Genomic DNA, 14,318 nt, shown 5'->3' with positions numbered 1-14,318 from the left:
CTAAAAGATTGATCATTTTTTTAATTAAATGGATTTCTAGAAAAAGGATATTTTCAATATCTGTTTTTCCATTCTTATTATCCATCTTTCTTTTTAGGACTATGAAATAAACTATATTTGTAAACTTAAATTTGTTGATTACCTTATAAGGAATTCAATTACTAAAAATACCCGATGAAGCATATTAGAAACTTCTGTATAATCGCCCATATTGACCACGGAAAAAGCACCCTGGCAGACCGTCTTTTGGACTTTACCGGTTCAGTAACCGATCGTGAAAAGCAGGAACAACTTCTAGATAGTATGGATTTGGAACGCGAGCGTGGAATTACTATTAAAAGTCACGCCATACAGATGGATTATGAATATGAAGGCGAACAATATGTTTTGAACCTTATTGACACCCCGGGCCACGTAGATTTCTCTTACGAAGTTTCCCGCTCTATCGCAGCTTGCGAAGGTGCTTTGTTAGTAGTAGATGCCGCACAAAGCATACAGGCACAAACCATTTCTAACTTATATTTGGCCTTGGAAAATGACCTTGAAATTATTCCAGTACTCAATAAGGTGGATTTGCCAAGTGCCAACCCGGAAGTAGTAAGCGATGATATTGTAGATCTTTTAGGTTGTGAACATTCAGATATTATACCAGCCAGTGCAAAAACCGGATTAGGAATTGAAGAAATACTTTCAGCAATTATTAAAAGGGTTCCACCACCAAGTGGAAAAGTAGATGCTCCTTTAAGAGCTTTGGTTTTTGATTCGGTTTACAACCCATTTCGTGGTGTAGAGACTTATTTTAGGGTCATTAACGGATCGATTAAAAAAGGCCAGAATATTAAATTTGTGGCTACAGATAAAAATTATTTCGCTGATGAAGTGGGCACATTGCGTTTAAAGCAATTCCCCCGGCAGGAAATTAAAACCGGTGATGTAGGTTACCTCATCACGGGAATTAAGGATGCCCGCGAAGTAAAAGTAGGTGATACCATTACCGATGCTAAAAATCCAACCACAGAAGCCGTTGCCGGTTTCGAAGATGTAAAACCAATGGTTTTTGCAGGGATCTACCCTGTAGATACTGAAGATTATGAGGAACTACGTAGCTCTATGGAAAAGCTTCAGTTAAACGATGCTTCCCTGGTGTTTTTACCTGAAAGTTCTGCAGCTCTTGGTTTTGGTTTTAGATGTGGATTCCTTGGAATGCTTCACCTGGAAATTATTCAGGAGCGATTGGAAAGAGAATTTGATATGACGGTAATTACAACCGTTCCCAACGTATCTTACCACGCTTATACCAATAAAAATCCTAATGATTTAATACTGGTTAATAATCCATCAGACTTACCGGAACCTTCTTCCCTAAACCGGGTTGAAGAACCTTATATTAAAGCTACTATAATCACCAAATCTGATTATGTAGGGAATGTGATGTCCCTTTGTATTGAAAAAAGAGGAGAAATCACCAACCAAACTTATCTAACCACAGAACGGGTTGAACTTTCTTTTGACATGCCATTAGCCGAAATTGTTTTTGACTTTTACGATAGACTAAAAACCGTTTCCCGAGGTTATGCTTCTTTTGACTATTCACCTATAGGATTGCGCCAGTCTAAATTGGTTAAAGTAGACGTTTTATTGAATGGAAATGTGGTAGATGCCCTTTCTGCCCTGCTTCACGTAGATAATGCCTACGACATTGGTAAGAAAATGTGTGAAAAGCTAAAAGAATTAATTCCAAGACAGCAATTTGATATTCCGATTCAGGCGGCAATTGGTGCAAAAATTATTGCACGTGAAACCGTAAAAGCGCTTAGAAAAGATGTTACCGCTAAATGTTACGGTGGTGATATTTCCCGAAAAAGAAAACTTCTTGAAAAGCAGAAAAAAGGTAAAAAACGTATGCGCCAGGTAGGAAATGTTGAAATTCCACAGGAAGCCTTTATGGCCGTACTAAAGCTGAATGACTAGTTGAATGACTAAATAAGCCTTTTATATACTTACAAAAAACCTCACAGCTACTTGTGAGGTTTTTTGATTTTCTACATTTTCTTACTTTTGTTAGTCTACCAACTACAGACTATAAATTTAAACACAATGGCCGGACATAGCAAATGGGCAAATATAAAGCACCGTAAAGGAGCCCAGGATAAAAAGCGAGCAAAACAATTTACCCGAGCAATCAAAGAAATAAGTGTTGCAGTAAAAGAAGGCGGAGGAGAAGATCCTGAAGCCAATCCGGCCCTACGTAATGCCATTTCTAATGCTAAGGGTGTCAATATGCCTAAAGATACTATTGAACGCGCTATAAAGAAGGCTAGCGGTGCTGATGCTGACAACTATGAACTGGTAACCTTTGAAGGCTATGGACCCAATGGAATAGCTTTCTTTATTGAATGTACTACCGATAACACAAATAGAACCGTAGCATCAATTCGCTCTACTTTTTCTAAAAACGGCGGAAATTTAGGAACCAATGGTTCGCTTGAATTCCTTTTCGATAAAAATGGGGTTTTTACAATTGAACGAGAAAAAATAGTGATGAATCTCGAGGAATTTGAACTCGAACTTATTGAAGGCGGTGCTTCAAAAATTGAAAAGGAAGATGATTTTATTACGATCTATACCGATTTTAATGACTTTGGACTAATGTCTTCCAAATTAGAAGAATTAAAGATAGAAGTCAAATCATCTGAAGTACAACGAATTCCTCTGAATACGGTAGAATTACCGGTTGAAGATGCCAAAAAAATCCTGAATCTGGTTGAAAAATTCGAAGACGATGATGATGTTCAAAACGTTTATCACAATATGGAAATCACCGACGAATTAGTAGCAGAAATGGAGCACGAAGATTAAATATCTTCTTCCTGCTCCTGCTTTTTTTTCTCTTTTATATCCTGTTCAGCTTCCTCTTTATCTATGGTTTCATCATAATCTTCTTCGGCTTTTTCTTCCCGTTGAATTTTCTTCCCAAGGTAAACCAGCTGATACTCCTCTTCAATCTCTACTTCAGAACTATGTGAGGGTATTATAGTTAAGCCTCCTTTATTATCTTTTACAAAAAGCGGGATAATATCAGGATCGGTTTTAGAAATTTCAATTAGGCCTTCGTAGTGCTCTTTGCTATTAAGCGTTACTTCGTGGATTTTTGGATATTTTCTTGAAACTTCAGTAAGTTTAATATAATCATCGGTATGTGAAAACAAGCCTTCGGTTGGATTTTTCTCCGGATTGTTCATTTCATCGGCAGTGATTACTCTAAAAGATCCTTTTTCACCAAATTGCTTTTTAAACTTACTGATAGCTGTTTTGTTAATATCACTGTTTCCGGTCATTGCCATTAAGTAGCCAATATCATTCAGTTCAATATTATTCATAAGATCATCTGAATAAACACTTCCTTCAATAGCATCAATCCCTAAATCCCTGGCTTTATTTACATTATCAGAATTATTATCCAGCAGCACTACGTGTCGCTCATTATCATGTAAGTATTTCCCTATTAATCTTGCGATTGACGAGGCTCCAATAATTAGAATTCCCTGTGAATCTTTAATAAAGACTCCTACCAAACGCGCAAAAAGCCTCGCGGTGGCCGCATTTAATAAAACCGAACAAAGCACAATCATAAATACAAGGGGTGTAATATATTCTGCCCCTTCAATACCCTCTCTCGCCAATCTCAATCCGAATAAAGAAGCAATACCTGCAGCTACAATACCCCTTGGTCCAACCCAGCTAATAAAAGCCACTTCATTAACCTTTAAACCTGAGCCCAGGGAGCTTAGAATAACGCCAATAGGTCTTACCAGTAAAGCAACTACCCCAAAAAGAATAAGCGAATTCCAGTTAAAAACCAGCAATAATTCTTCAACTTCGATATTTGCGGCGAGAAGAATAAAAAGTATAGAAATCAATAAAACACTTAGCGATTCCTTGAAATATAAAAGTTCTTTAATGTTGGGTAACTTTTTATTACCCATCACCATTCCCATAATTACTACAGCAAGAAGTCCGCTTTCGTGAGCAAATGTATCTGCTAAAACAAAAACCCCAAGGACGGTAGCGAGAATAAAAACATTGAGTAAATAATGCGGAATGATTTGTCTTTTTATCAAAAATGCGAGCAAATGGGCAAAAGTAAATCCGAAAGTAAATCCGAAAAGTAAAATCTTACCAAATTCAATTAGCGCCGTTTGCGTAAAATCCTGTCCGCCTTCTACCCTAATAAATTCAAACATTAATACTGAAATAAGCGCACCAATAGGATCTATAAGAATTCCCTCCCATTTTAAAATAGAGGAAACATGAGTCTTTAAAGGAATATTTCGCAGTATTGGTGAAATAACCGTGGGACCGGTTACGATAATTAATGCTGAAAATAAAAAGGAAATTTGCCAGGAGAGGTCAAATATAAAATGTGCAGCTAAACCGGCACCTAGAAAAGTCACTAGTGTTCCAACGCTGATAAGTTTTAAAATAACCGGGCCAATATTTCCTACCTCACTTCTTCTAAGGGTTAAACCGCCTTCAAAAAGAATAATAGAAATTGCCAGTGATACAAAGTAAAAGAGGCTTTCCCCGGGAAATAAACCTTCAGAGCCATTCCAAATAGGTTCTACCCATTTGGTCCCATCTTCACTAATTAAAGTTGAAAGTGGACCCACCAGTAAACCAATTAAAATAAGTGGTAAAATTGCGGGGGTTTTAATCTTCCAGGCCAACCACTGGGCAAGGATTCCCAATATCACCAAACTTGCAAGTTCTAACATGCGTTAATTATTTGAGCTATAAATTGCTATTTACAAAAATAGGTTGATTTAATGGCAACTTTATAATGATTTCAGGCTTTTTACTCAAGAATGCTTAATAAATAAGTTCTATACTCATTTAACATAATTTATTATCTGAAATTCATAAAAATATTGATATTTTGTAGCTTCAACAACCAAAATATTCTTTATGGAAGAATTAAATATCCTGAGTCTCCTAATTATCTTATTCAGTGCCTGGTTAGGTGGCTCAGCTGCAAAAAGACTTGGTTATCCCGCAATTTTGGGAGAGCTCATTATAGGTATTTTAATTGGCCCTGCCCTCCTGGGTTTAATGGAAACTTCTGAAATGATTAACGTCCTGGCAGAAGTTGGAATTATCCTTCTTATGGTTTATATAGGGATGGAAATTAATTTCCGAGATCTTGGGAAAGCTTCCTGGCCAGGGCTCTTAGCAGCTATTGGAGGTTTTATTGTGCCCTTTGTTCTTGGTTATTATTCCATAATTTATTTTGGAGGTACACAAATGGCAGCCATTTTTGTAGCAATTGCAGTAGCCGTCACCTCGCTCGCTACAAAAAGCAGGATTCTTGTAGATTTAAAACTCCTCAATACAAGAATAGCCTATGTACTTATGGCGGGTGCCTTAATTTCTGATACTTTGGCCCTTGTAATTTTTGCAGGGATTGTAAGTTACGTAGATGCCGGTAGTATAGATAGTCTTGGCCTGGCCTGGGTGGCAGGAAAAGCCATTCTATTCTTTGTTTTTACCGCGCTTGCTGGAATTTATCTATTACCTCTTCTGGGTAAATTTTTAATGAAATCTAACTACACCAGTAGAACGCTTCATTTTACCCTAATTCTTATTATAGTACTGGGATTTTCAGAATTGGCAGAAGTAGCCGGTTTACATAGTATCCTGGGAGCTTTTATGGCAGGTTTATTTATTCGTGACGGGGTTTTTAACCGGCAAATCTCCAAAGATATCAACCATATTTTCCACGATATTTCTATAGGATTTTTAGCACCTATTTTCTTTGTTTCCGCAGGATTTAATGTGACTCTGGAAGTTTTTCAAACCGATCTCATGATGCTAATCGTAGTAACAGTAGTTGCGATGGTAGGTAAAATCTTTGGTACCGCTTTGTTCTATTTGCCCAGCGGTTATGGTTGGCGTGAAGGAATTACGGTAGGAACCGGAATGAACGGGCGTGGTGCAGTAGAAATTATTATTGCAGGAATTGGCCTGCAGATGGGAATTATTACGAATGAAATATTCTCCATCCTGGTATTTATGGCCATTTTTACTACGCTTACGGTTCCACTTTTTTTAACCTGGACCACGAATTGGCTAAGAAACCGCAACGAACTTGTTCTCCAGGAATCAAAAAGCGGATATATTATTTTAGGTGCTAATCCGCTTGGTTTATATATGGCAAAACAGCTTCAGGATAAAAACGAAGTGGTTGTTATAGATGCCAACCGCGAAATGGTTGAAGAAGCTAAAAAACAGGGTTTCAACAGTATGTATGGCAATATTTTAAAGGAAGAAACTATGGAAGACGCCAAAGCCATAGAAAAAGGTACCTTTATTGGGCTTACCGGGAACAGTGAAATAAACTTTCTCGCAGCACAACTGGCAGATGATGCATTCTATATTCCTAACAAGATTGTATTGGTGTCCCCGAGTGAGACCGGTGCCGATGTAGATATGTTAGATAAAATTAACGCTACATCCCTTTTTGCTAATAAAACCGAATTAAAACCCTGGGCAGCAAAAATTAGTAACGGAAATTTTGAAGAAAATACGCAGACTATTGAAGAAGAAATTTCTACGCGTGATTGGGTAAAACAACATAGAGGCGATAAAAATTCAATTTTACCATTTTTTATAATTAATACTGAAGGAATTAAAAGGCCTTTTCATTATAACGATACTATTGCCGAAGGCGAAAAAGTGTTTTACCTGGAATAGTTTCCAAATTTTACAATTTTGAAGCTTTTAATTTTAAAACATGCCTGCTAACAGAATTTTAGCAGTGCATGTTTTTTGCTTTTAGTAATTTGCAGAACCTAAATTAAATTTTATGAAATTATACCCAATAGAATCTGGTAATTTTAAATTAGATGGTGGTGCTATGTTTGGCGTGGTTCCAAAAAGCCTTTGGAGCAGGACCAATCCCGCTGATTCTAATAATATGATAGATATGGCAGCCCGCTGTTTACTTATAGAAGACGGTGATAAACTTAGCCTTATAGATACTGGAATGGGCGATAAACAAAGCGATAAATTCTTTGGTTATTATTATCCCTGGGGCGAACATTCTTTAGATAAATCGCTTGAAGAAAATGGTTTTCACCGTGACGATATTACCGATGTTTTTCTAACTCATTTACATTTTGATCACGTTGGAGGAGCCATTAAATGGAATAAAGACAGAACCGGTTACGAACCGGCTTTTAAAAATGCTAAATTCTGGACAAATAAAGATCACTGGAAGTGGGCTACAGAACCAAATGCCCGGGAAAAAGCTTCATTTTTAAAAGAAAATATTCTGCCGATGGAAGAGAGCGGTCAACTTCATTTTTTAGATCGTAAAGAGAACAAAAACTTCATTCAATCTAAGGAATTCGATTTTGGCGTACTGTTTGCAGATGGACATACAGATAAGCAAATGATACCCCATATTCAGTATAAAGATAAAACCCTTGTTTTTATGGCAGATTTACTGCCAACTGCGGGCCATATTCCATTACCTTACGTAATGGGCTTTGATACACGGCCCTTGCTTACTTTAACCGAAAAAGAAAAGTTTCTAAAACAAGCTGCAGATAAAGGTTATTATTTATTTCTGGAGCACGATGCTCACAACGAAATTATCACTTTAAAAAACACCGAAAAAGGAGTTAGGTTAGACAAAACTTTTACTTTTAAGGACCTCTTTAATTAAAATTAGATTCGCTTAAAACTCAATAAATATAGCCTTTAAGGCAAATTAAATTCAATAGGATAAATGAAAATACCCTTTTTAAAACCTGCGTTAGTTATGGGAAGCGCACTTATTTTAGCTTCCTGCGGAAGTGGTTCCCCACAAATAGTTTCTACCCCAATTGCCAATATAGATTCTATTCCTCTTAAGATCACCGATCTTTCTGAAACCCAGCTCAAAGGTTGGGGCGGTGCCGATCTTATGACCGACACTATTCCAGGAATGAGCGTAGATAAGGCTTATTCAGAAATAATTAAAAACAACAAAGGTCAAAAAACTATAGTAGCCGTAATAGACAGCGGTGTAGATATCGAGCATGAAGACCTGGATGGTGTTATCTGGACCAATACCGATGAAATCCCCGGTAACGGAAAAGACGATGATAATAACGGCTATATAGACGATATGCACGGCTGGAACTTTTTAGGTGATGCCGTTGAAGAAAATATGGAGTACACCCGTATTTATAAGCGTTTAAAGCCTAAATATGAAGGTAAACCTGCAAGCTCTATTAGTACTGCCGATCGTGCTGAGTATATTTACTACCAGGAAGCAAAAGAAGAGTACGAAAAGGAATATGAAGAAACTATTCAGAACAGAAATCAGTACCAGGAAATCAAAAAACAACTCGTAGCAGCACATCAGGCGGTTTCTTCACAACTTGGTAAGGAAGATTATACCAAAGAAGAGCTTAATAAAATGGAAGCTACTGGACAATTGGCTCAGTATAAAGGAATGCTTCAGCAAATTCAGAATAACGTAAACGAAAATATACCTAAAGCATTAGAAGAGCTGGATGAAGGGATTGATTATTATGCAAATCGTTTAGAAACCCATTTAAACTTAGAATTAGACGGTCGTGACCCTGTAGGTGACGATCCTTATGATATTACCGATACCTATTATGGTAATGCGAATGTTATGGGTCCTTCACAGGATAAAAAAGATCTTAAACACGGTACTCACGTAGCGGGAATTATCGCTGCAGAAAGAAATAATAATATTGGTATAAACGGCGTAGCTAATAATGCCGAAATTATGGTGCTGCGTGCAGTGCCTGATGGTGATGAATATGATAAGGATATCGCCCTTGCAATTCGTTATGCAGTAGATAATGGTGCAAAAGTGATCAATACAAGTTTTGGAAAGTATTTTTCTCCAAACCCTGAGTGGGTTACAGAAGCTATTGAATATGCTGCACAAAACGATGTTTTAATCGTAAATGCAGGAGGAAATGAAGGGCTTAATTTAGACGAAAATACTGTTTATCCTAACGATCAAACTCCTGAGGCACCACAAGAAATTTCAGATAATTTTCTAACTGTTGGCGCACTTAATTTTGACTACGGTTCTCAACTGGTAGCCGATTTTTCTAACTACGGAAAAACCAATATTGATGTTTTCGCACCCGGAACGAAAATCTGGTCTACAACGCCAAATAATGAATACGAATATTTACAGGGTACTTCTATGGCTTCACCTGCAGTTGCCGGCGTAGCAGCAATTATTCGATCTTTTTATCCAAAACTTAGCGCTGCACAGGTTAAACAGATAATTATGGATAGCGGTTTAACCACCAATGCCGATGTAATTGTTGGCGGCGATAGAAGCAACACTCAGGATTTTAAAGAATTATCTACCTCAGGGAAAATGGTAAATCTTTACAACGCCCTTATTTTAGCTTCACAAACAAAATAGAATTAATTAGTATTTGATCATAAAAACCACAATTAAATGAAGAAATTATTATTAAGTATAGCCCTTATAGCAACCTCCCTGGCTGGTGCCCAAAACAGCACCAGTTACTGGCAACAGCACGTAGATTATGAGATGGAGGTAGATATGAATGTTGAAAATTTTCAATATACAGGAACTCAGGAATTGGTGTACACCAACAATTCGCCTGATACTTTAGACCGGGTTTTTTATCACCTGTATTTTAATGCTTTCCAACCGGGAAGTGAAATGGACGTACGGTCATTAACCATACAAGATCCTGATAGAAGGGTAGGAGACCGTATTTCAAAATTAAGCGAAGCAGAGCAGGGATATTTAAGAGTATCCAGCCTTAACCAAAACGGAAAAGGTCTTTCTTTTGAAGAAGTTGGTACCGTGTTGGAAGTTGAATTGGACGAACCTATTTTACCGGGAGAAAAAGCCATTTTTAATATGGAATTTGAAGGGCAGGTACCTGAGCAAGTTCGTCGTGCAGGAAGAAACAGCTCAGAAGGTGTTGCACTTTCTATGAGCCAGTGGTTTCCTAAAATGGCAGAATACGATTTTGAAGGTTGGCACGCCGCGCCTTATATTGGCCGTGAATTTCACGGTGTATGGGGAAATTTTGACGTAAAACTTACCATCGATAAAGATTATACCGTTGCAGCTTCAGGATATCTTCAAAATCCTGATGAAATTGGCCACGGTTATAGTGATGAAGAGGTAGATGCTGAAGGCGATACCCATACATGGCATTTTGTGGCGCCAGAAGTGCACGATTTTACCTGGGCTGCAGATCCGGAATATATTCACGACAAAAGAACTGCTGAAGACGGAACCGTACTTCACTTTTTCTATAAAGACAATGATGAAATAAAAGAAAACTGGAAAAACCTTCAGGAGAAGACTGAAGACTTATTGTTGTTTTTCAATGAAAACATTGGGCCTTACCCTTGGGATCAATACTCTGTAGTACAGGGTGGAGATGGGGGAATGGAATATGCCATGTTAACCCTAATTACAGGAGAACGTAACTTTGGAAGCCTGGTAGGAGTGACCGCTCACGAACTTGCACATGCGTGGTTTCAGCATTTAATGGCTACCAACGAGAGTAAACACGAGTGGATGGACGAAGGTTTTACCAGCTATATCTCCAGCCGTGCCATGAACCAGGTGATGGAAACGTATGCTGAAAATCCGCATACAGGTTCGTATCGTAGTTATTTGAATTTAGCAAACTCTGGCATGGAACAACCACAAACCACCCAAGCCGATCGTTATCATTTAAACGCTGCTTATGGAGCATCAGCTTATTCTAAAGGTGCTGTATTTTTAGCACAGTTGGGTTATGTTATTGGAGAGGAAAATCTTGATAAAACCATAAAACGTTATTATGACGAATGGAAATTTAAACATCCAACGCCTAACGATTTTATAAGAATTGCTGAAAAAGTTTCAGGAGCAGAGCTAGACTGGTATTTAAACGACTGGACGCGTACAACCGCTACTATAGACTACGGAATCAAAGAAGTTACCGAAGCCGAAGATAATTCAACCAAAGTAACTTTAGAGCGTCACAATTTGATGCCAATGCCTATAGATATTACTGTTCGTTACACTAATGGCCAAGAAGAGATGATCTATATTCCGTTGCAATTAATGCGATGGGAAAAAGCTGCGGAACACGAAAACTGGACCGTTGCAGACGATTGGGCCTGGGCAAAACCAACCTATGAGTTAAATATTGATAAACCATTGAATGAGATAGAAAGTATAGAAATTGATGAATCTCAGTTAATGGCAGATGTAAACAGGGATAACAACCTTTATACTCCAGAAGAAACTTCTACAGAAGGAGAGGAAGGGCAGGAATAATAATTTTTCAATATTAAAATTTAGACCTCACAAGTTTCAAAAACCTGTGAGGTCTTTTTTATTTATTATTATAAACCAATTTTTCAAATCGTCATTCTAAATTTTATTTCAGAATCTAAACCTATTAGAACCTGAAATAGGATCAGGTTAACGTATATAATTCTATCTCCATAGCTTATTAATTACGCTTAAATTTTTCATAGAGAACTTAAAACTATCCTTACTTTTGAATTATGGATGAAAGTTTTGGAAAAGACGAAAAATTAAAGAGCAAAAAGCTCATAGATATATTATTTCAGGAAGGAAAATCGGTTAAAAAATATCCTTTAAAACTCATCTATCTTCCCATTACCAATCCCGAAATCACCAAATTTAAAACAGGGGTTTCGGTCCCTAAAAAACTGGTGAAAACCGCTGTTGGCCGCAACCGAATTAAAAGGTTGATGCGGGAAGCTTTCAGAAAAAATAAGTATCTTGTAACCAGTGACTTCCCACAACCTTATGCCCTGATGTTTATTTACATTTCCAGAGAAGAAATCTGCCTGGAAGAACTGAATAGGACGATGATAAAGGTGATGGAGAAATTTAGGGAAAAAGAAAGTAAGCAATGTTGATTTCTCAAATAATCAGCTTAAAAAATATAGAAAATGAAAAATAAACTCGCCAAAAAAATTGCGGTAATTACGCTGGGTGCCACGCTAATATTCAGCAGTTTTGGTTTTAAATCTGATTTTTTTGAGATCGCCAAACAGATTGAAATCTTTACCACACTTTTTAAGGAAATCAACATGAACTATGTTGAAGAAACCAATCCCGCCGCGTTGATGGATACCGCAATTAAAGCAATGCTGGCCGATTTAGATCCTTATACCAATTATTGGAACGAGCAGGATGTAGAAGCAGCAAGAATTAATAATTCTGGGGAATACAGCGGCATTGGAGCTACCGTGCAGGTTATTGAAAATGCATTGCTAATTATGGAACCTTATAAAGGTTATCCTGCCGATGAGGCAGGATTAAAGGCCGGCGATGAAATTATTGAAATTGAAGGAATAAAAGTAGCCGATTATACCGATGATGTTGGAGAACTGCTAAATGGCTCTCCAGATTCGCAAATCAATTTAAAATATAAACGCCAGGGAGAAATTAAATCAACCCAACTTACAAGGAGTGCTATTCAATTAAAAGCGGTCCCATTTTATGAACTTTTGGACGAAAAAACCGGGTATATAGTGCTTTCTCGCTTTAACGCCAAAGCTTCTTCGGAAACCATTAGAGCGCTTAAAGATTTAAAAAAACAGGGGGCAGAAGAAATTATCCTCGACCTTAGAGGAAATCCGGGAGGTTTATTAACCGAAGCTATAAATGTGAGTAATATTTTTCTCCCAAAAGGCGAGTTGATTACCACCACAAAATCTGTTATAGAGAAATACAACAAAGCTTACCATACCCAAAAAGAACCTGTAGATACACAAATTCCGTTGGTTGTTTTGGTAAACGGCAGAAGTGCATCTGCCAGCGAGATCGTAGCAGGTGCTATCCAGGATTTGGATAGGGGCGTAGTAGTTGGTGCTCGTAGCTTTGGTAAAGGCCTTGTACAACGTCCTAAAGAGCTTGCTTACGGGACTCAGCTTAAGATTACGATTTCCCGCTATTATACACCTAGCGGAAGGTGCATACAAGCCCTTAATTATGCAGAAAGGGATGAGGATGGAAAAGCTATAAAACGAACTGTTGAAGATTACAACGAGTTTAAAACCCGAAACGGTCGCAGTGTTTATGATGGCGGCGGAATTTCTCCAGATGTAAAACTGGAAACTTCAGAATACAGTAATATCACCAACGCCCTACTTGCCGAAAATGCCATCTTCGATTTTGCTACTGAATATTATTATAAAAATCAATTAAGCGATCCTGAAGCTTTTAACTTCACTGATACAGATTTCAACAATTTTAAATCTTATTTAAAAACTTCAGATTTTGATTATAAGACTGCTACAGAGCAAGAGCTTGAAGAACTTTTGGCAACAGCCTCGCAGGAAGGTTATGAACAGGATATCTTAGATCAATATAAAAGTATTTCTACTGAAATTGATGCTCAAAAGAAGAAAGAATTAGACGAAAAGAAACACGAAATAGTAAGCATTTTAACCGATGAAATTATTAAACGTTATTTCTATAAGGAAGGTTTATATGAATACTATGTAGATCATAATCCCGAAATCCTGGAAGCTAAATCTATATTAAACGATACACAGCGGTATTCTGAAATTTTGAGGTAACTAATTTAGGATATTATCCCTTTGAGCTTAAAGCATCTGAATACTTAATACTTGTGGAAGGAATATTCAAAACTCGATTATCGAGTAGTTATTTAACCATCGCGACATGGGGAATTCCATCTTCCAGATAGCCTTCTCCAATTTGCATAAAACCGTGGCTTTCGTAGAAATCGGTTAGGTATTGTTGGGCAGAAAGTTTAATATTTTTGGTATTAAATCGCTCTTCTATTGCTAAAACTGAAGCTTTTAAAATAAGGTGGCCGTAGGCATTTTTTCTTTCAGATTCCTTTACTACGACACGGCCAATAGCGGCTTCATCAAAATAAAATCCTTGATCGAAACAGCGGGTATAAGCGATTACTTTCTCTTCTTTAATTCCAAGAACGTGCAATGCAGTTTGATCTTTTCCATCTATATCCTGATAAACACAATCCTGTTCTACCACAAAGACTTCAGAGCGCAGTTGCAATATCTGGTAGAGTTCTTCAAGACTAAGTTCATTGAAAGTTTTTATAATGATTTTCATATATTTCTAATGAAGATTTGTTGAAAACTAAGAAAGAAAAGACCTGTCTAAAAAGGCTTTTTAAATCGTCATTCTGAATTTATTTCAGAATATAAGATGTTGACAATATAAACATGTTAGAAGCTGAAACAAGTTCAGCTTGACGAAATTTGAC

General features: G+C 37.3%; 10 protein-coding genes. 8 read left to right on the top strand and 2 right to left on the bottom strand.

Going from position 1 to position 14,318, the window contains the following annotated elements; all coding sequences use genetic code 11:
* Positions 1 to 174 precede the first annotated feature (174 nt).
* On the top strand, positions 175 to 1,971 hold the full coding sequence (lepA, locus tag LB465_RS02710) for a translation elongation factor 4 (protein WP_224466696.1): 1,797 nt from the start codon (positions 175 to 177) through the stop codon (positions 1,969 to 1,971).
* 126 nt (positions 1,972 to 2,097) lie between these two features.
* Positions 2,098 to 2,859, top strand: coding sequence for a YebC/PmpR family DNA-binding transcriptional regulator (locus tag LB465_RS02705; protein WP_224466694.1), 762 nt, complete (start codon positions 2,098 to 2,100; stop codon positions 2,857 to 2,859).
* Here LB465_RS02705 and LB465_RS02700 read toward each other — a convergent pair.
* Positions 2,856 to 4,775 (bottom strand): cation:proton antiporter, encoded by a 1,920-nt coding sequence (locus LB465_RS02700; protein WP_224466693.1) that lies wholly within the window; start codon positions 4,773 to 4,775, stop codon positions 2,856 to 2,858. The genes LB465_RS02705 and LB465_RS02700 overlap by 4 nt on opposite strands.
* Before the next feature lie 190 nt (positions 4,776 to 4,965).
* Here LB465_RS02700 and LB465_RS02695 point away from each other — a divergent pair, with 190 nt between their 5' ends.
* The 6 genes from LB465_RS02695 (at position 4,966) to LB465_RS02670 (ending at position 13,638) form a co-directional block, all read left to right on the top strand.
* Entirely contained in the window at positions 4,966 to 6,750 is a 1,785-nt protein-coding gene (locus LB465_RS02695) for a cation:proton antiporter (RefSeq protein WP_224466692.1), read from the top strand.
* A 112-nt stretch (positions 6,751 to 6,862) separates the two neighbouring features.
* Positions 6,863 to 7,726: an MBL fold metallo-hydrolase gene (locus LB465_RS02690; protein WP_224466691.1), complete on the top strand. Its 864-nt coding sequence runs from the start codon at positions 6,863 to 6,865 to the stop codon at positions 7,724 to 7,726.
* A gap of 63 nt (positions 7,727 to 7,789) precedes the next feature.
* Entirely contained in the window at positions 7,790 to 9,463 is a 1,674-nt protein-coding gene (locus LB465_RS02685) for a S8 family peptidase (RefSeq protein ID WP_224466690.1), read from the top strand.
* A 36-nt stretch (positions 9,464 to 9,499) separates the two neighbouring features.
* Positions 9,500 to 11,356: a M1 family metallopeptidase gene (locus LB465_RS02680; RefSeq protein ID WP_224466689.1), complete on the top strand. Its 1,857-nt coding sequence runs from the start codon at positions 9,500 to 9,502 to the stop codon at positions 11,354 to 11,356.
* A gap of 233 nt (positions 11,357 to 11,589) precedes the next feature.
* Complete coding sequence (rnpA, locus tag LB465_RS02675; protein WP_224466688.1) at positions 11,590 to 11,970, top strand: ribonuclease P protein component; 381 nt, start codon at positions 11,590 to 11,592, stop codon at positions 11,968 to 11,970.
* Between the two features lie 33 nt (positions 11,971 to 12,003).
* Positions 12,004 to 13,638: a S41 family peptidase gene (locus LB465_RS02670; RefSeq protein WP_224466687.1), complete on the top strand. Its 1,635-nt coding sequence runs from the start codon at positions 12,004 to 12,006 to the stop codon at positions 13,636 to 13,638.
* A gap of 88 nt (positions 13,639 to 13,726) precedes the next feature.
* Here LB465_RS02670 and LB465_RS02665 read toward each other — a convergent pair whose 3' ends face one another.
* On the bottom strand, positions 13,727 to 14,164 hold the full coding sequence (locus LB465_RS02665) for a GNAT family N-acetyltransferase (RefSeq protein ID WP_224466686.1): 438 nt from the start codon (positions 14,162 to 14,164) through the stop codon (positions 13,727 to 13,729).
* Between the last annotated feature and the right edge of the window lie 154 nt (positions 14,165 to 14,318).

Source organism: Salegentibacter lacus (assembly GCF_020164555.1).
GTDB lineage: Bacteria > Bacteroidota > Bacteroidia > Flavobacteriales > Flavobacteriaceae > Salegentibacter > Salegentibacter lacus.
The sequence above is the reverse complement of the archived record's forward strand: the minus strand, read 5'-3'. Positions and strand labels throughout refer to the sequence as shown.